Here is an 18,005-nt window from a genome sequence, read left to right as displayed (position 1 = left end):
GACATGGAAATCCTGGCGTTCGCGGTGCTCACAGGATGGTGTGCGGTGCTGAGTGGGTGGGATCTGCGGCAGCGGCGGCTGCCCAACGCGCTCACCGGCCTGCTGGTGCTGGGCGTGCTCGGGTATGCCCTGCTGACAACGCAATTCAGCGCGGCGGTGGCCGGGGCGCTGTTGCTGGCCGGGCCCTATCTGCTGGTGCACCTGGTGCGGCCGGACGCGCTGGGCGCGGGTGATGTGAAGCTGGCGGCCGGGCTGGGCGCGGCGGCCGGAATCGGAGGCGCGCAGGCGTGGGTGTGGGCGGCGGTCGCGGCGCCGGCGCTGACCGCGGGCCTCGGGATCACCGCGTTGTGCGCCAACAGAATTCGCCGCGGAGCCGCGACGGCGGGCCCGCGTCCGGTGCCGCACGGACCCGCGATGTGTGCCGCCACCCTGTTCGCCTTGGCCGCGGCGCCACCCTGAGCCGCCGTTGCGCAATCGGGCCCGCGCCGCGATGACCTCTGTGCACCCGGCCCGACCGGCCGGCCAGGCACGTGCCCGCAATCACAATCGACCAGATTCCGAGCCTCGGGTACCAGCATGAAAGGATATAAGGCGTGTTGCGCTGGATAACTGCCGGAGAATCCCATGGTCCCGCTCTCGTCACCATCCTCGAGGGGATGGTCGCGGGTGTCGAAGTGACGTCCGACGAGGTTTCCGCACAGCTGGCGCGCCGGCGACTCGGCTACGGGCGCGGCGCCCGGATGAAGTTCGAGGCCGACAAGGTCACCCTGGTCGGCGGCGTCCGCCACGGCCGCACCATGGGCGGGCCGGTCGCCATCGAGGTCGCCAACTCCGAGTGGCCCAAGTGGACCACCGTCATGTCCGCGGACCCGGTGGATCCGGCCGAGCTGGCCGACCTGGCCCGCAACGCGCCGCTCACCCGGCCGCGGCCCGGGCACGCCGACTACTCCGGCATGCTCAAGTACAACTTCGACGATGCCCGCAACGTGCTCGAACGCGCCAGCGCCCGCGAGACCGCGGCGCGCGTCGCCGCGGGCACCGTGGCGCGCAACTTCCTGCGCCAGGCGTTCGGCGTCGAGGTCGTCTCGCACGTGGTGTCGATCGGCGCCGCCGCCAACACCACCGGTGTCGTCCCGACCGCCGCCGACCTGGCCGCGATCGACGAGAGCCCGGTCCGCGCGTTCGACAAGGACGCCGAAGCCGCCATGATCGCCGAGATCGAAGCCGCCAAGAAGGACGGCGATACCCTCGGCGGCGTGGTCGAGGTGGTCGTGGAAGGCCTGCCGGTCGGCCTCGGCTCGTTCATCAGCGGCGCGGACCGCCTGGACTCGCGACTGGCCGCCGCGCTCATGGGCATTCAGGCCATCAAGGGCGTCGAGGTGGGCGATGGTTTCGAGACCGCGCGCCGGCGCGGCAGCCAGGCGCACGACGAGATGAAGCCCGGCCCCGACGGCGTGCTGCGCTCCACCAACCGCGCCGGCGGCCTGGAAGGCGGCATGACCAACGGTGAACCGCTGCGCGTGCGCGCCGCGATGAAGCCGATCTCCACCGTGCCGCGGGCGCTGTCCACTGTCGACATGACCACCGGCGAGGAAGCCGTCGCCATCCACCAGCGCTCCGATGTCTGCGCCGTGCCGGCCGCCGGCGTGGTCGCCGAGGCCATGGTGGCGCTGGTCGTGGCCCAGGCCGCACTGGAGAAGTTCGGCGGAGATTCGCTGGTCGAGACTGTCGACAACATCAACAGCTACCTCAAGCGGATCAGCTCTCGGCCGCACATTCCGCAATGATTGTCCAGACCGATCCACGCGCCCCGCGCGTGGTGCTGGTCGGGCCGCCCGGAGCGGGAAAGTCAACGATCGGCCGCAAGCTCGCCAAGGAACTCGGTGTCGAGCTGTTCGACACCGATGCCGGTATCGAGTCCGACACCGGCCGCACCATCCCGGAAATCTTCGCCACCGATGGTGAACCCGAGTTCCGTGCGATCGAGGAGCGCGTGGTCCGCCGCGCCATCCTCAACGAACGCGGTGTGGTGTCGCTCGGCGGCGGCTCGGTGCTCTCCGCCGACACCCGCGCCCTGCTGCGCGGCCGCACCGTGGTGTACCTGGAAATCAGTGTCGCCGAAGGCCTGCGCCGCACCGGCGCGAGCAGCCAGCGCCCGCTGCTCAACGGCGCCGACCCAGGCGCCAAGTACCGCGAACTGATGCGCAAGCGCCGCCCGCTCTACCGCGAGGTCGCCTCGATCCGAGTCCGCACCGACGGCCGCAGCCCCGGGCGCGTCGTGCGCATGATCCTGGCGAAACTCGGCGTCGAACCCTCGACCCCGGACCCCCTCGCCACCGAAACCCCCACCGCGCCCGCACCCTCGGGCAACAGCCGATCCCGCTCCCGCCGCCGGGCTCGGGCCCGCGCAGCCGCCGCCCGGCGCACCGCCGATACCCCGGAAACCGCCGAAACGCCCAGTCCCGCCACGGAATCCGGAGCCGAGACCAGCAGCGCCCCCAAGCGCCGGGCCCGCGGACGCCGCCGCAGCAGGCGAACCGCCACCGGACCGAACAGTGCGTCGCCCGACAACGCGGCCCCTCCTGCCCCCGCGACCTCCGGACAGGTTCCACCCAGCAGCGAATCCACGGGCGCCGGCACGGAACCCGAGCGCCGGACAGGCCGCCGCCCACGGCGCGCCAGCCGCGCGGCAGGCGCACCCAACCGCGCCGACTCCGCAGGCGCCCGGTCGATTCGCCGCACCGCCGATGCGCCCACCCGCGCCGACTCCGCGGGCACCCCGGCTGGATCCGACACCGGGTCGGGTCGGCGGGTGCCGGGCACTACGAACGACTCGGTGGCCGATAGTCCGGTGACCGGGTCCGCGGGGGTCGGCGCCGCCGGAAAGCCGGGCGACGACGCTACTTCCAGCGGGCGCGCGCGGCGCGGCCGTTCTCGCCGCGGCCGCGGGCGAGCCCAGGACCCTTCGGCACGAACAGAATCGGAGCAGACAACGTGAGTGAGCCGACCCGTATCGAGGTACGCACGGCCGACCCGTATTCGGTGATCATCGGGCGCGGGTTGCTCGGTGAGCTCGTCGAGTCGGTCACCGGCGCGACCAACGGCGTGCGCACCGTCGCGATCTTCTACCAGCCGCCGCTGGCCGAAACCGCGGAGGCCGTGCGCAAGGCGCTGGCCGAGGCCGGGCTCGACGCGCACCGCGTGGAGATCCCCGACGCCGAGGCCGGCAAGGATTTGCAGGTCGCCGGTTTCTGCTGGGAGGTGCTCGGCCGGATCGGGCTGACCCGCAACGACGTCATCGTGAGCCTGGGCGGCGGCGCGGCCACCGACCTGGCCGGTTTCGTGGCCGCCACCTGGATGCGCGGCGTGCACATCGTGCACGTGCCGACCACGCTGCTGGCCATGGTGGACGCGGCCGTCGGCGGCAAGACCGGCATCAACACCGAGGCGGGCAAGAACCTGGTCGGCTGCTTCCACGAGCCCACCGCGGTCCTGGTGGACCTGGCGACGCTGGAAACGGTGCCGCGCAACGAGATCGTCGCGGGCATGGCCGAGATCCTCAAGGCCGGTTTCATCGCCGACCCGGTCATCCTGGACCTGGTGGAACGCGACCCCGCGGCCGCACTCGACCCGACCGGTGACGTGCTGCCGGAGCTGATCCGCCGCGCCGTTCAGGTCAAGGCCGATGTGGTCGCCGCCGACCTCAAGGAATCCAGCCTGCGCGAGATTCTGAACTACGGCCACACTCTGGGTCACGCCATCGAGCGCCGCGAGCGCTACCGCTGGCGGCACGGCGCCGCGGTGTCGGTGGGCCTGGTGTTCGCCGCCGAACTGGGCCGCCTGGCCGGTCGCCTGGACGACGCGACCGCCGACCGGCATCGCACGGTCCTCGAAAGCGTCGGTCTGCCGACCACTTACGACGCCGACGCCCTCCCGCAGCTGCTCGACGCCATGCAGACCGACAAGAAGACCCGCTCCGGCGTCCTGCGCTTCGTGGTGCTCGACGGCCTGGCCAAGCCGGGTCGTCTGGAGGGCCCGGACCCGACGCTACTGGCGGCCGCCTACTCGGCTATCGCCCGGGAGGAAACCCCGTCAGGCGGCGCGATCCTGCTGTAGGAGCCCACGGCTCTCGCCCGAACACCCAGCACAACAAAGACGCCACGGCATTCGTCGACCGAGTGCCGTGGCGTATTTGCGTCCAATTCCGCGAATCAGACCGCGGTGCCCGCGGGCTCCCGCGGCGTGCGCGCCTTCTCGAAACGCCGCTCGGCCATCATCCGCCCGAGACCGACACCGGTCAGCGCGGGCAGGAAGATCAGCAGCACGATGAACGACGCCGCCGCCGTCATCTCGAACAGAATCGGGTTGTCACCGAGGTCGAACCGCGGCAGGAAGTCCAGCAGCCAGGACACCAGCCCCATGCCGAGCCCGCCGGCCACCGCCGCCTTCAACCACAGAATCGTCAGATCCGAACCGTGCTCCGGATCGGGGTGCACCTCGCGATCCTTGCGCCCGTCGAGCACGCCCCACGCCACAACAACGCCGATCAGCACCGCCAGGCACAGCATCCGCATCCACGAGCCTTGCGTCGGCCAGTACACCATCGCGAACCCGAGCAGGGTGCGCATGGCCACCACCAGCCCCCCGAGCAGCACGGCCCGCATAACCCAACCAGTCATGGCCAACACCATAACCCGCAGCTAGAAGAAACCTAACTAGAACCGGTACCAGAAATTTCCGACCATCCATAGCACCACGTCAGCACCCCCGACCCCGACCCCGTCGCAACTCCCGAACCCGGCCGGGGTCGAAGATCATCCGGAACCAACAGCGGCATCGGCAGTGCAGACTTGCCACCAGCTCTCGATGATCTTGAATGCGGACCCTCCGCCAGGCAGTTGCGAAGCAGCCCGCTGCTCAGGCAGTCAAGGCCGCGGCCATTTCCGCGCGCGGGGCCGGCTGGCCGGTGAATTGCTCAACCTGGCCGTAGGCCTGGTTCAGTAGCATTTGCAGGCCGCTGACCACGGTGTGACCCGCGCGCTCGACTGCCTCGGCCAGTGGAGTCGGCCAGGGGTTGTAGATGGCGTCGAGGACCACGGGGGCTACGGCGACCGAGTCGGCGACGAGTGCTGCCGCTTCGGACGGGATGGTGCTGACTACGGCCCCGGCGGTGGTGCATGCCGTGCGGACCGCGTCGGGGTCGAATCCGACGACGGTGGCGGTCAGGCCGAGGCGTTCGGCGAGATCGAGTGCGCTGCGGGCTCTTCCGGCGTCGCGGGCCAGCACCGTCACCGATTTCGCTCCGAGCTCGGAGAGTGCGAGCAATGCCGGGCGGGCGGTGCCGCCCGCGCCGAGCACGACCGCCTCGGTGATCGCGCCGACTCCCCCGCCGCGCAGCGCGCCGAGCACGCCGTCGACATCGGTGCAGTCGGCGCGCCAGCCGTTTTCGGTGTGCAGCAAGGTGTTCGCCGAGCCGACCAGCACCGCGCGCTCGGTGCGCTCGGACGCGTAGGCCAGTGCCGCTTCCTTGCCCGGCATGGTGACCGAGAGCCCGACCCATTCCGGGCCGAGCCCGTCCACCAACCCCGGCAACTGCTCGGCCGAGCATTCGATGCGCTCATAGGTCCACGGCAGACCCAGCGCGCGGTAGGCGGCCAGATGCAGCTGCGGAGAGCGGGAATGCGAGATCGGCTTACCCAGGACCGCGGCTTTGCGCACCTCAGCGCCCACTGTCCAGAATTCCGCTGTCCTGCGCCTTCTTGATGTTGCGCAGGTGTTCGGCGTAGCTCTCGGTGAACAGCGTCGTGCCCTTTTTGTCGATGGTGACGAAGTACAGCCAGTTACCGGGTTCGGGATTCTCCATGGCGCGCAACGCGTTCAGCGACGGCGCGGCGATGGGGTTGGCCGGCAGGCCGGGCATCGCGTAGGTGTTCCACGGGGTTTTCGCGGCGCGGTCCGCGTCGGTGGTGGCGACCTCGGTCTTGTCGAGGGAGTAGTTCACCGTGGAGTCGAACTGCAACGGCTGGTCGATCGCCAGCCGGTTCACGATCACCCGCGCGACCTTGCCCATGTCCTGCGGCTTGGCCTCCCGCTCGACCATGGACGCCGCGATCAGCGTCTGATACGGGCTGAGCTTGGTTTCCGCGCCGGACTGCAGCAGACCGGTCGACTCGTAGCTCGCCGCGCTCTGCGTGATCAGCTGCCGCAGAATCTGCTGCGGAGTACCGCTCGGATCGAAATCCCAAGTGCCCGCGGCGATCAGGCCGTCCAGTTGCCGGCTGCGGTCGGGGGCCGCGCGGACCTCGTTCATCGCCCACGCGGGCACGCCCAGCCCGGCCAGGTCGGTGCTCGAACCGGCGGCGGCCAGCTGATCGGCGCTGGCGCACTTCTGCTGAGATCCCGTGCCGACACAGCTGGCCGCGGCGATCTTGGTGTAGAGGCCTTCCGCGCGTTCCTCGGTGCCCACCTCGTGCTGGTCGTGCAGCAGCTTGCCTTCCGCGACAACCAGATTGCCGACCCGCGACCCCTTGCCGACGAGCGTGGTCACCGCCTGCGCGGCCGGGATCTGGCTGGGGATGGCGTAGTAACCCGGCTGCACCGAGGTCATGTTCGAATTCCGCATGGCCGCTTGGAAGAACGCGGAGCTGCTCTTCACCACGTCCTTCTCCAGCATGGTGTCCGCGATCTGGGTGGAGGTGTCGCCGGGGTGCACCTGCACCACCACCAGCGGGCCGCCCGGACCCGCGTAATCGGCCGGGGGCCCGAAGGATTCGGCGAACTTCTTCACCGCGAATCCGGCGGCGCCGGCGAACAGGATGATGAAGACGCCCGCGATGACCCACAGATTGCGGCGGCGGCGCTTGCGCTCGGCGGCCTTGCGCGAGGCCGCGCGGGAACGCCGGTTGCGCGGCGACTTCGAGGGGCGGTCGGGCTTGCCCCGCTTGGTGGCACGGGAGTTCGTGCGCACCGCCTTGCCCCGCTTCGGGGGTTCCGGCGCCTCGGGCTCGTCGTCGAAGTCGGCCTCGAAATCGCCTGCGGCGTCGTAACCGTCGTAGTCGGCGTCCTTGGCCGGGTCGTAGAGCGCCGGGCCCTCGTAGAACGGTTCGTCGTCGGTGTAGCGCGGGATGACGGTGGTGTCGTCGTCGTAGTCGTCCCAGGCGTCGGGGTTCGATCCGGTTGCCGCGCGCCCGCGGGGCTCGTTCGCCCACGCCCGGTCGTCACGCCGGTAGCGCCGATCAGCCTCGCGCTGCCGGAAACGTTCTTCGGCCCGCGCCCATCGATCCGTCATGCATCGCCCTCCGACGACGCACCACGTACCTCTTCGCCCGACCTCAACACCGCACTCCGTTCGTCCAACCATCCTTGCAGGATCGACACGGCCGCCGCCTGATCGATTACTTGGCGCTGGCCACGCGTGCGTACTCCACTGTCCCGCAATGCACGTGCAGCTGACACCGTAGTCAAACGTTCGTCGGAAAGCCGGATCGGCACGGGGGCAACACTGGCCTGCAAACGCCTGGCGAACGCAATGGCCAATCCCGCGGCAGTACCTTTCTCCCCGCGCAATGTTCGGGGCAGGCCGACAATAACCTCCACGGCCTCGTACTCGCGCACAATTTCGGCAATCCTCGCGATGTCGGCTGCCGGACCTCCGCCGCGCGCACCGGATTTCGCGCGCGGCACGGTCTCGACGGGCGTCGCGAGAATGCCGTCAGGGTCACTTGACGCCACGCCGATGCGGACGCTGCCCACGTCGATCGCGATGCGCCGGCCCCGCCCGGGGTCGGTCGCCGGATCCGGCCGGTGACCGCCCTGGGGCAGGTCTGAACTCGAACTGTCGGAGTCGTCCATCAGGAGGCCAGTTCGGCCACCCTGGCCCGAACCGCGGTTAGACCGGTCGCGATGCCCGAGGGGTCCGAACCGGCGCCCTGCGCCATCTCCGGCTTGCCGCCACCGCGCCCGGCGATGCTGGGGCCGAAGGCGCCGACCAGGTCACCGGCCTTGAAGCCGAGATCCTGGGCGGGCTTGTTCACGGTCACCACGAACGGCACCTTGCCGTCGGCATTGCCGAGCAGCACCACGATGGCGGGATCGGTGCCGAAGCGGCCACGGATATCGGTGGCCAGGGTCCGCAGGTCGGCGGCGCCGACGCCTTCGGGCGCGGCCACCGCGACCAGCAGCACGCCGCCGATCCGCTCGGCCTGCTCGACGAAGGCCGACACCGAGGACAACACGGCGGCCATCTTGGACCGCTCGAGTTCCTTCTCGGCGACCTTGAGCCGCTCGACCAGCTGCTCGACGCGAGCGGGCACCTCCTCGGAGGGCACTTTCAGCGAGGAGGCGACACCGGCGAGCAGCGCGCGCTCCTTGGCCAGGTACTTGTAGGAGTCCAGGCCGACAAAGGCTTCCACGCGACGCTTGCCCGAACCGATGGCCGACTCGCCGAGCAGCGTGATCGGGCCGATCTGCGAGGAATGCTGCACGTGGGTACCACCGCAGAGTTCCATCGAGAACGGGCCGCCGATCTCCACGACGCGCACCTCGTCGCCGTAGTTCTCGCCGAAGAGCGCCATCGCGCCCATCTCCTTGGCCCGGGTCAGGTCGGTGACGAAGGTGTTCACCGGGAAGTCCGCGCCCACAGCGTCATTGGAGACGGCTTCGATATCGGACTTCTGGCTCTCGGAGAGCTGACCGGTCCAGTTGAAGTCGAAGCGCAGGTAGCCCGGCTTGTTCATGGAACCGGCCTGCACCGCGTTCGGGCCGAGGATCTGCCGCAGCGCCGCGTGCACCATGTGGGTGCCGGAGTGGCCCTGGGTGGCGCCCCGGCGCCAGGCCGGATCCGCTTGTGCGAGAACGACATCGCCCTCGGTGATCTGACCCTGCTCGACCGTGGTCTTGTGCACCCACAGCTTCTTGGCGATCTTCTGCACGTCGTTGACGGTCAGCTTCAGGCCGGTGCCGGTGATCGAGCCGCGGTCGGCGATCTGGCCGCCGGACTCGGCATACAGCGGGCTGCGGTCCAGGATGACCTCGACGTCCTGCCCGGCGGTGGCGACCGGGACGCGCACGCCGTCGGCGATGAGCGCGAGCACCTTCGCCTCGGAGGTCAATTCGTCGAAACCGGTGAACTCGGTGGCGCCGCGATCGACAAGTTCCTTGTAGATGGACAGGTCGGCGTGGCCGTGCTTGCGCGCCTGCGCGTCGGCCTTGGCCATCGCGACCTGCTCGGCCATCAGCGAGCGGAAGCCGTCCTCGTCCACCGAAAGCCCGGCCTCGGAAGCCATTTCGAGGGTCAGCTCGATCGGGAAGCCGTAGGTGTCGTGCAGCTTGAAGGCCGCCGAACCGGGAATCGTCTTGCTGCCCTTGGCCGCCACCTCGTCGACGGCGTCGGAGAACAGCTTCGAGCCGGTGTTGAGGGTCTTGAGGAACGCGGCCTCCTCGGCGACGGCGACGTTCTTGATGCGCTCGAAGTCGGTGCCGAGTTCCGGGTAGGACGGGGCCATGAGATCGCTGACAGTCTGCATGAACCCGCCGATCACCGGCTTGTCCGCACCGAGCAGGCGGGCCGAGCGCACGATGCGACGCAGCAGGCGGCGCAGCACGTAACCACGGCCGTCGTTGCCGGGGTTGATGCCGTCGGCGATCAGCATCGCGCCGCTGCGGGCGTGGTCGGCGATGACGCGGAAGCGACGATCGCCCTCGGCGTCGACGCCGTAGGAGCTGCCGGTGAGTTCCTCGGCCTTGGCGATGATCGGTCGCAGCAGGTCGGTCTCGTAGACGTTCTCCACGCCCTGCAGCAGCATCGCGACGCGTTCGACGCCCATGCCGGTGTCGATGTTCTTCTTCGGCAGCGAACCGATCGGCGGGTGCCCGTACTTGGGGCTCTGCTCGCCGCGGATGTCCTGCATGAAGACCAGGTTCCAGATCTCCAGGTACCGGTCCTCGTCGGCGACCGGGCCGCCGTCCTTGCCGTGGGCGGGGCCGCGGTCGAAGTAGATCTCCGAGCACGGGCCGCCGGGGCCGGGCACGCCCATGTCCCAGTAGTTGTCGCGGCCGTCACGGAACTGGATTCGCTCGGCGGGGATGCCGATCTTCTTGCTCCACAGTTCGGCGGCCTCGGGGTCGGACTCGTAGGCGGTGACCCACAGCCGCTCCGGGTCGAAGCCGTAGCCGCCGTCTTCCTGCGACTTGGTCAGCAACTCCCACGCGAGGGTGATCGCGCCTTCCTTGAAGTAGTCGCCGAAGGAGAAGTTGCCGGCCATCTGGAAGAACGTGTTGTGCCGGGTGGTGACGCCGACCTCTTCGATGTCACCGGTGCGCACGCACTTCTGCACACTGGTAGCTCGCGGATACGGCGCTGCCTCTTGACCCAGGAAATACGGCTTGAACTGAACCATGCCCGCGTTCACGAAGAGCAGGGTCGGGTCGTCCAGGCTCAGCGGGGCACTGGGCACCTCGGTGTGGCCGGCACGGACGAAATGTTCCAGGAATCGCCGTCGGATCTCGTGGGTCTGCACAGGTAATCAGCCTACCGGGACGGCGCATCCCGTTTTTCACGGCCCAGTCCTGGTCCGGCGCCATCGACCGGCTCGACGCCCGCCTCAGCGAGCGCACCCCGCAACAACGTCCGCGCCGACCACTGCATCACCGCGCGTGCTTCCCCGGCCTCCATGCCGCACGCGTCGAACGCGCTTATCATCGCCTCCAATCCGTAGACCTGCATGATCGCCATGGTGAGCCGATGCAGCTCGGCGGGTTCCAGGACACCCGCCAGCGGTGCGAGCGCGGCGCGCGTGACCTCCAGTCGCCGCTGCCCGCGCACCGGCGCCGGATCCTCGCCGCCCTCACTCAACTGGCGGAACCAGCGCTCCTGCGCGGCAAGCGCGATCGCCCGCCACAGCGCCTCATCGCCGAACTGCATCGACATCAGCCGATCGATGACGACGGCGATCCGCTCGGCCGGGTCATGCGGCAGATCATCGGAGATCTGCGCCGAGGGCGCGATCGCGATCTCCCGCATCAACTCCTCCGGCCGGGAGAAGTAGCGATAAGCCGTCGCCGGCGAAACCTGGGCGGCCTCGGCAACCTCGGCGATGGTGAGTGCCCGTCCTTGGCGCGCAAGCTCGCGGGCGGCGTCGATGAGCGCCTGCCGGGTCCGCTGTTTCTGCCGGACCCGGCCCTTCATGAGAGAAGTTTCTTGTTTCGAGACACTCATAGCTTTATGATAATCAAGTCTCATAAAATTGCACGGCCGGGGCGAAGGAGAAACCGATGACACCCGCCGAGATGGAAAATCTGGTCGAGGACCACCTGCGTGCCGAGGGCAACGGCGACCCGGCAGGCGCGGTGGCCAACTACACCCAAGACGTGGAGCACGACGTGGTCGGCTTCCCCGGCGGGCCGGTCCGCGGCATCCCCGCTGCGCTGGACTTCTACCGGCAGCTGGTCACCGACTTCCGCACCGAAGGCGAGAAGCGCTTGCACACCTACTACGCCGACGACGCCTGCGTCATCGAGAATCTGATGCAGGGCACGGTGACCGGTGCGATGCTCGGCATCCCGGGCAACAACCGGCACATCGAATTCCGCGTCCTGCACGTGTTCGAGTTCCAGGACGGCAAGATCGCGCGCGAGAACGTCTGGCTGGACGGCGCTTCCATCGCCGCCCAGCTCACCGCATAGGTCAGGCGGCGCCGAACCGGAACGGTTCGGTTTCCAGGACCACGCCGACCGGGTCCGGCAATTCCATGGTGTGGCCGAACTCGGTGCGGGCGGTTTGGGCGTACCAGCCTTTGAGCGGGTGGCTGAAGATGAAGACGCCGTGGACCGCGCGGTCGACGAGGACGTAGAGGGGGATTTCGGCTTCGGCGTAGGCCTGGGTTTTGCGGGTGCGGGCGCGCTGGTCGGTGGCGGTTTCGCAGGTGGTGATCTCGAGGACCAGGAGGACCTCGTCGGGTTCGGCCCAGCCGGTGCGGCGGCCGAAGGAGCCGTCGAGCGCCAGCGCGCCGTCGGCACGGACCCGGCCTTCTCGATCGGCTTGTACTTTTAGGTCGAGGGCGGGATAGAGCCGGAGTTCCGGGCGCTGTCGCAGGATCTGCTGGGTAATCGAACGGCGGATCTCCACACAGGTTCGGTCCGGGGCCACCTTCGCACCCAGCGCACCGTCCAGGAATTCCAGCGCAACCGCGGCGGGCGCGTGCCGGGCCAGCTCCTCGAACTCCTCGATCAGTAACTGCGGGCCGCCCGCACCGGCCTGCACACCCAGCTTCCCGGACCGGAATTCGAGCTGGACGGCGGCGGGTGCGTGCTCGGCGAGGGTGGAGAAATCTGATTCCGACATCTGCGGTCGGTCCGGCCGAACTGTCACCCAGCACCTCCTGCGGTCGGGCGTTGGATACCACGCTGGGTCGACCCTACGCCCGGCAACCATTCCGCACCCGCGATTTCGCCGCTGCCGGGCGGGCCGATCCGCGCGCCGGTGCGACGCGTGGATACCGTTGGGCCGGAACGTTATCCGGGTGTGATGTGGTAATCGATCGGACCGGCTTTACAGCTCAGCGGACCCATTCTTTGAAGCGTTCGGTTTCGAGGGTGACGTTGACCGGATCGCCGAGCTCGATGACCTGACCGAACGGCTTGCGCGCATTCGTGGCATAGACGCCGTTCTTCGGGTCGCTGAACACCACGACCACACCGCTGTCGCGGTCGACCAGGAGATAGCAAGGAATCCCCGCTTCGGCATACGCTCGCGGCTTCTCCACTCGGTCACGTCGATCGGTGTCGGAGTCGTACGAGGTTATTTCGAGGACCATGAGTGCAGGTTCCGGGTCGGCCCACTCTCCTTCACCGACAAACGACTCGCCTGGGGCCAAGACTCCATCGGTGCGCGCCCGACCATCTCGATAGCCCTGAACTTTCAGGCCGCGTTCCGGAAAAAGCCAGAGATCGGGTCGCTGCCGCAGGATCTGCAGCATGATCCAACGAAACGTCTGGTCATGATCCCCATCCGGCACAGCCTTCACCCCCAGCTTCCCGTACAGAAACTCCAGTGAAACCGTCTCGCCGGAATGCTTGGCGAGCTCTTCGAACTCGGTGACTAGCATCTGTGGTCGATCCGCCATCGCCGACACCCAGGTCCTCCCGTTCTACTCGGCTGGCCGGTAGAGCAACGATGGGGCCACCATACGCCGAGGGTCCGACATCCTTCTCTCGATTATCGGCCGCACAGGACGACTTTCACTTCCCCCGGACGATGCGGCGGAGTTTCTGGACGCGGGGGCCGATTTCACGCTCGTTACCGTGGTCGGTGGGGGTGTAGTAGTCGCGGCCTACCAGGTCGTCAGGGGGGTATTGCTGAGCGAGAACGCCGTCCGGGTCATCGTGCGGGTATTTGTAGCCCTGGGCGTTGCCGAGCTTGGCCGCCCCCGCGTAGTGGCCGTCGCGCAGGTGCGGGGGAACCAGACCGGCTTTGCCCGCGGAGATGTCGGACATGGCCGCGCCCAGCGCGGCCGGGACCGCCCCGGACTTCGGGGCGGTGGCCAGATGGATGGTGGCGTGGGTCAGGGTGAGCTGCGCCTCGGGCATGCCGATCAGCTGCACCACCTGGGCCGCCGCCACCGCGGATTGCAGCGCGGTCGGGTCGGCCATGCCGATGTCCTCGCTCGCGGAGATGACCAGACGGCGGGCGATGAAGCGCGGATCCTCGCCGGCGCTCATCATCCGGGCCAGATAGTGCAGGGCCGCGTCGACATCGGAGCCGCGGATGGATTTGATGAACGCGCTGACCACGTCGTAGTGCTGGTCGCCGGAGCGGTCGTAGCGGACCGCCGCCTTGTCGACGCTGGCTTCGACCAGGTCGACGTCGACGGTGCCGTCGAGGGAGGATTCGGCCGAGGCTTCCAGGGCGGTCAGGGCGCGGCGGGCGTCGCCGCCCGCGATCCGGACGATGTGATCGAGGGCCGCTTCGGTCACGGTGTACTCGCCGCCGAAGCCGCGCGGATCGTCGATGGCGCGCTGCATGACCTGCCGGATGTCGGCATCGGTGAGCGATTGGAGTTGCAGCACCAACGATCGCGACAACAGCGGCGAGACCACCGAGAACGAGGGGTTCTCCGTGGTCGCGCCGACCAGCAGCACGATGCGGTTCTCGACTGCCGCGAGCAACGCGTCCTGCTGCGTCTTGGAGAAGCGATGCACCTCGTCGATGAACAGGACGGTCTGCTCGCCGACGGTCAGCCGGCGACGGGCCAGGTCGATGACCGCGCGCACCTCCTTCACACCCGCCGACAGCGCCGACAGCGCTTCGAACCGGCGGCCGGTGGCCTGCGAGATCAGCGACGCCAGCGTGGTCTTCCCAGTCCCCGGCGGACCGTACAGCAGCACCGAGGCCGCACCCGACCCCTCCACCAACCGGCGCAGCGGCGACCCCGGCCCGAGCAGATGCTGCTGCCCGACAACCTCTTCCAGCGACGCCGGGCGCATGCGCACCGCGAGCGGCACCGAATCGCCCGCACCGCGGAACTCGACCCGGCCCCGCCCATCCGACTCCCCCGCGGCCTGCCCGGGTACGTCGAACAGTCCATCGGTCATGCCCGCACCTCGCTCGGGGCACACGGATAGAAGATGCGCTCGGTCATGAGGGCGACGGTACCGGGCACCTCCGACACGTCCGCTCGCCTGACGCCAGACCCGCGTGCCCCGTCGACAACCGCGCCCGGCTCAGCTCTGCCCACTATGTCCAGGATGGGGTTCTCGTGGCCGAGTCGCTGCCGGTCAGGGGCATTGCCGTGCCACCGACGACTCGCCGCCTGCGCTGACACAGCAAATGGCGCTAAGCCTGCGGGGTCGGCGCAGGTGAACTCGGGGCGAATACTCCCCCATAACTGGACATCCGACCAGCAGGATGGGCGTTTCGACTTGCCTAGCGCCCGGCGATCGACTGAAATCAATAGTCGTGGCTGAAAACACGGTTGTTTCAGATTCTGCTGCGCCGGGATCGATCGGTCGGCGAACTCTCCTCAAGGGCAGCGCGGTCGCTGCCGCCACGACGACGCTGCTAGCGGCCGGCCCCGCGCGGGCTGCGGGCGCGGTGTTCCGGCACGGCGTCGCCTCGGGCGATCCGCTACCGGCCGGCGTGATCATCTGGTCCCGTGTCACCGTGTCCGAGGAAGCAATGCCGGGCTCCGGTGTCGGCGCGGCCGCCTCGGTGCGCTGGGAGGTGGCCGCCGACGAAGCGTTCGGATCGCTCGCCGCGTCCGGAACCGTCACGGCCACAAGCGATTCCGATCACACCGTGAAAGTCGACGTCACCGGCCTGGCCCCGGGCCGGGTCTACTACTACCGGTTCACCGCGCTCGGCGAGACCTCGCCCGTCGGCCGCACCAGCACCGCCCCGGCCGACGCCGACACTCCCGACCGGCTGCGCTTCGGCGTGGTGTCGTGCTCCAACTGGGAAGCCGGCTACTTCAGCGCCTACCGTCACCTCGCCGCCCGCGGCGACCTGGACGCGATCATTCATCTCGGCGACTACATCTACGAGTACGGCCGCGGCAAGTACGGTGGCCGGGCGGGCGCGGTCCGCGGGCACGATCCGGTCAACGAGATCGTCACCCTGGCCGACTACCGGATCCGGCACGCGCAGTACAAGACCGACCCGGACCTGGCCGCCCTGCACGCGCTGCTGCCCTTCATCTGCACCTGGGACGACCACGAGTCCGCCGACAACTCCTGGTCCGGCGGCTCCAACCACCACGATCCGGCCGTGAACGGCCCGTGGCCGGCCCGCCGCGCCGCCTCCGCCCAGGCGTATCTGGAGTGGATGCCGGTGCGCGCCAAGGGTTCCGGCGACGAGGTGCAGATCTACCGCCGCCTGCGCTTCGGCACCCTGGCCGAACTGTCCATGCTGGACCTGCGCAGCTACCGCGACGAAGAGGTCACCCCCGGCGCGGGCTGGCGCAACGTCGACAACCCCGCGCGCACCATCACCGGCAAGACCCAAATGGATTGGCTCACCGCCGGTTTGGCGTCCGCGCCGGTGCGCTGGAAGCTGATCGGCAATTCCGTGATGGTCGCGCCGCTGGTGTTCCCGCCGCTGGATCCGGCGCAGAGCAAGGCGTTCACCGACGCCCTGGGCGTCCCACAGTCCGGCGTCCCGGCGAACGCGGACCAGTGGGACGGCTACGCGGCCGACCGCCGCACCCTGTTCAGCACGCTGAGCGGCAACCAGGTCTCCGACGTGGTCTTCCTGACCGGCGACATCCACTCCTCCTGGGCAGCCGACCTGCCGCTGGAGGCCGCCAACTACCCCGCCGGCCCGACCGTCGGCGCGGAATTCGTCGTCCCGTCGGTCACCTCCTCCAGCATCGGCGAGCTCCTGAAGGCCGCCCCGCGCACGACCGCCGTGCCGATCGAGGAAACCATCAAGGGCGTCAACCACCACCTGCGCTACGTGGAACTGGAGTCCCACGGCTACGGCGTCCTCGAGGTCACCGCCGACCAGACCCAAATGGACTGGTTCTATGTCCTGAACGTCGAGGACCCGAATACTCCTGTCCGCCACGGCGCTTCCTTCGCGGTGCGCTCAGGCGGGCGGATCGAGCCGCGGACGAGTCCGGTCGTCTGATCACGCTGTCACCCCGGCCGGCTTTCCGGCCGGGGCGAGAGGGCTACTCGGACCAGCGTTCTTCGAGCATCGCCGACACCTCGTCGGCGAAGTCGCCGATGATGTCGTCCCCGGTGCACCGCGCGTCCTCCGCGAGGGCGGCCCAGCGGTTGATCAGCGCCTCCGAGCGCGGCACCGACAGGCCGTGCTCGCGGGCCGCGGCGATCCGCGCGTGGTCGGCGGGCAGGAACCAGTAGGTGCTCAGCCACACCCAGATCAGCCGGGCTTCGAGGATCCGTTCGGCGAGGACGGTGTCGTCGGCGAGGGCCGGCCACACGCCGACGACCTCGGAACGCCACGCCTCCACCATCTGCCGGGCGCGATCGCGGGCGAGTTCGAAATCGCACAGGCAGCCCGGGAAGGACACCAGCGCGTAGGCGATGTCGAGGGTGGCGTCCCGGAATCCGCCCCACTCGTAGTCGAGGAAGCGTGCGCCCTCCTCGTTGAGAATGACGTTGTCGGGGCACAGGTCCGACGGGCTGAACGCGCGGAACCGGCCCGCGGAGAACAGCCGGTTACCGCGCACGATCAGCTCGGCGATCTCGCCGGGCACCTCGATGCCGAGTTCGCGCTGCAGCATCCCGGGCACCTCGGCGATCGCGGTCTCGGCCTGCTGGGCGATGCCGTCGACCCGGTGCATCACGTCCACGCGGCGCAGCAGCGCCACGAAGTCGGGTTCGCGCCCGACGGTTGCCGCGTGCATCCGGCCCAGCGCCTGCGCGAACGCCATCAGCGCGTTGCGGGTGGCCGGTTCGGCGCCGGACTGCAACTGCTGGGTCAGCAGCGAGTTCTCGCCGAGGTCGCTCAGGATCAGCAGCCGGTCCGGGAGGCTGTGCGCGATGAGGTAGGCGCCGGGGCGCTGGTCGCGCGACAGGGCGGTGGTGAACTGGTAGGAGACGGCTTCCCGTAGGAATGCCGAATCGATGCTGACGACGCCCGGGGCGAGCCCGCCGGTGCGGCGTTCTTCGGCGTTGCCGCGGACCTGCTTGATGATGAGGGTGCGGGGCAACGAGAAAGCGTTCTCTGAAACGCGCACACGTAGAACCGTCGTCCTACCACTACCGCTGAGTTCCATCGGATCGCTCAGCTTCACCGGAGCACCCATTCGCTTTGTGAGCAATTGCTGTGCTGCGGACACGACTTCGGCGGCGCGTTCGGCCAATAGTGCGGTCATCGCCTCTCAAGCTACTCGCATGGGGTCACTTCTAGCGAGCGGTTACACAACCTTTCCGCGTCGCTCGGCGTGTCTGTGTCGTGGTTGCCGGGGCTGCGCTGTCTGCTTGACACGAGGTGCGTTCGTCCGGTTTTCTCATCCTGAACTGTTGTGCGCCACACCGCAAACCAG

General features: G+C 69.0%; 15 protein-coding genes and 1 pseudogene. 6 read left to right on the top strand and 10 right to left on the bottom strand.

The genetic code is table 11. The annotated features are described in order from the left end of the window. The first annotated feature begins 3 nt into the window (after window positions 1-3). The 4 genes and pseudogenes from AB0M14_RS14745 to aroB all read left to right on the top strand — a co-directional run bounded on the left by AB0M14_RS14745 (window position 4) and on the right by aroB (window position 4,116). A complete protein-coding gene (locus AB0M14_RS14745; protein WP_364994139.1) occupies window positions 4-459 on the top strand; it encodes a prepilin peptidase in 456 nt (151 codons plus the stop codon). A 134-nt stretch (window positions 460-593) separates the two neighbouring features. After that, window positions 594-1,787, top strand: a complete 1,194-nt coding sequence (gene aroC / locus AB0M14_RS14740; RefSeq protein WP_364994136.1) for a chorismate synthase — start codon at window positions 594-596, stop codon at window positions 1,785-1,787. Further along, a pseudogene (locus AB0M14_RS14735) lies at window positions 1,784-2,302 on the top strand (shikimate kinase); the annotation flags it as partial. The gene aroC and the pseudogene AB0M14_RS14735, both read left to right, overlap by 4 nt. Window positions 2,303-2,994: 692 nt before the next feature. Continuing rightward, entirely contained in the window at window positions 2,995-4,116 is a 1,122-nt protein-coding gene (gene aroB, locus AB0M14_RS14730) for a 3-dehydroquinate synthase (protein ID WP_364994132.1), read from the top strand. A gap of 95 nt (window positions 4,117-4,211) precedes the next feature. On the opposite strand, the gene AB0M14_RS14725 is transcribed toward aroB, so the two are convergent. The 6 genes from AB0M14_RS14725 to AB0M14_RS14700 all read right to left on the bottom strand — a co-directional run bounded on the left by AB0M14_RS14725 (window position 4,212) and on the right by AB0M14_RS14700 (window position 11,215). Beyond that, window positions 4,212-4,679: a B-4DMT family transporter gene (locus AB0M14_RS14725; protein ID WP_364994129.1), complete on the bottom strand. Its 468-nt coding sequence runs from the start codon at window positions 4,677-4,679 to the stop codon at window positions 4,212-4,214. 238 nt (window positions 4,680-4,917) lie between these two features. Next, window positions 4,918-5,730 (bottom strand): shikimate dehydrogenase, encoded by an 813-nt coding sequence (locus tag AB0M14_RS14720; protein ID WP_364994125.1) that lies wholly within the window; start codon window positions 5,728-5,730, stop codon window positions 4,918-4,920. Further along, window positions 5,720-7,288, bottom strand: a complete 1,569-nt coding sequence (locus tag AB0M14_RS14715) for an endolytic transglycosylase MltG (RefSeq protein WP_364994122.1) — start codon at window positions 7,286-7,288, stop codon at window positions 5,720-5,722. Before AB0M14_RS14715 ends, AB0M14_RS14720 begins: the two co-directional genes overlap by 11 nt. After that, complete coding sequence (gene ruvX, locus AB0M14_RS14710) at window positions 7,285-7,851, bottom strand: Holliday junction resolvase RuvX (protein WP_364994120.1); 567 nt, start codon at window positions 7,849-7,851, stop codon at window positions 7,285-7,287. Before ruvX ends, AB0M14_RS14715 begins: the two co-directional genes overlap by 4 nt. Continuing rightward, window positions 7,851-10,517 (bottom strand): alanine--tRNA ligase, encoded by a 2,667-nt coding sequence (alaS, locus tag AB0M14_RS14705; protein WP_364994117.1) that lies wholly within the window; start codon window positions 10,515-10,517, stop codon window positions 7,851-7,853. The genes ruvX and alaS overlap by 1 nt, the downstream gene beginning before the upstream one ends. A gap of 11 nt (window positions 10,518-10,528) precedes the next feature. Next, window positions 10,529-11,215, bottom strand: coding sequence for a helix-turn-helix domain-containing protein (locus tag AB0M14_RS14700; protein ID WP_364994115.1), 687 nt, complete (start codon window positions 11,213-11,215; stop codon window positions 10,529-10,531). Window positions 11,216-11,271: 56 nt separating this feature from the next. Between AB0M14_RS14700 and AB0M14_RS14695 the strand changes: the two genes are divergently transcribed. Further along, window positions 11,272-11,682 (top strand): ester cyclase, encoded by a 411-nt coding sequence (locus AB0M14_RS14695; RefSeq protein WP_364994112.1) that lies wholly within the window; start codon window positions 11,272-11,274, stop codon window positions 11,680-11,682. Between the two features lies 1 nt (window position 11,683). Here AB0M14_RS14695 and AB0M14_RS14690 read toward each other — a convergent pair whose 3' ends face one another. The 3 genes from AB0M14_RS14690 to AB0M14_RS14680 all read right to left on the bottom strand — a co-directional run bounded on the left by AB0M14_RS14690 (window position 11,684) and on the right by AB0M14_RS14680 (window position 14,589). Beyond that, entirely contained in the window at window positions 11,684-12,340 is a 657-nt protein-coding gene (locus AB0M14_RS14690; RefSeq protein WP_364994109.1) for a Uma2 family endonuclease, read from the bottom strand. 214 nt (window positions 12,341-12,554) lie between these two features. After that, window positions 12,555-13,121, bottom strand: a complete 567-nt coding sequence (locus tag AB0M14_RS14685) for a Uma2 family endonuclease (RefSeq protein ID WP_364995796.1) — start codon at window positions 13,119-13,121, stop codon at window positions 12,555-12,557. Between the two features lie 115 nt (window positions 13,122-13,236). Continuing rightward, window positions 13,237-14,589 carry a replication-associated recombination protein A gene (locus tag AB0M14_RS14680; RefSeq protein WP_364994106.1) on the bottom strand — a complete coding sequence of 451 codons (1,353 nt, stop codon included), beginning with the start codon at window positions 14,587-14,589 and terminating at the stop codon, window positions 13,237-13,239. A gap of 409 nt (window positions 14,590-14,998) precedes the next feature. Between AB0M14_RS14680 and AB0M14_RS14675 the strand changes: the two genes are divergently transcribed. Beyond that, window positions 14,999-16,621, top strand: coding sequence for an alkaline phosphatase D family protein (locus AB0M14_RS14675; protein ID WP_364995793.1), 1,623 nt, complete (start codon window positions 14,999-15,001; stop codon window positions 16,619-16,621). A gap of 43 nt (window positions 16,622-16,664) precedes the next feature. On the opposite strand, the gene AB0M14_RS14670 is transcribed toward AB0M14_RS14675, so the two are convergent. Then, on the bottom strand, window positions 16,665-17,834 hold the full coding sequence (locus AB0M14_RS14670; protein WP_364994102.1) for a kinase: 1,170 nt from the start codon (window positions 17,832-17,834) through the stop codon (window positions 16,665-16,667). Window positions 17,835-18,005: the final 171 nt, after the last annotated feature.

The organism is Nocardia sp. NPDC051832 (assembly GCF_040681285.1).
In the GTDB taxonomy this organism is placed as follows: Bacteria; Actinomycetota; Actinomycetes; order Mycobacteriales; family Mycobacteriaceae; genus Nocardia.
This window is presented reverse-complemented; position numbering and strand designations above follow the sequence as displayed.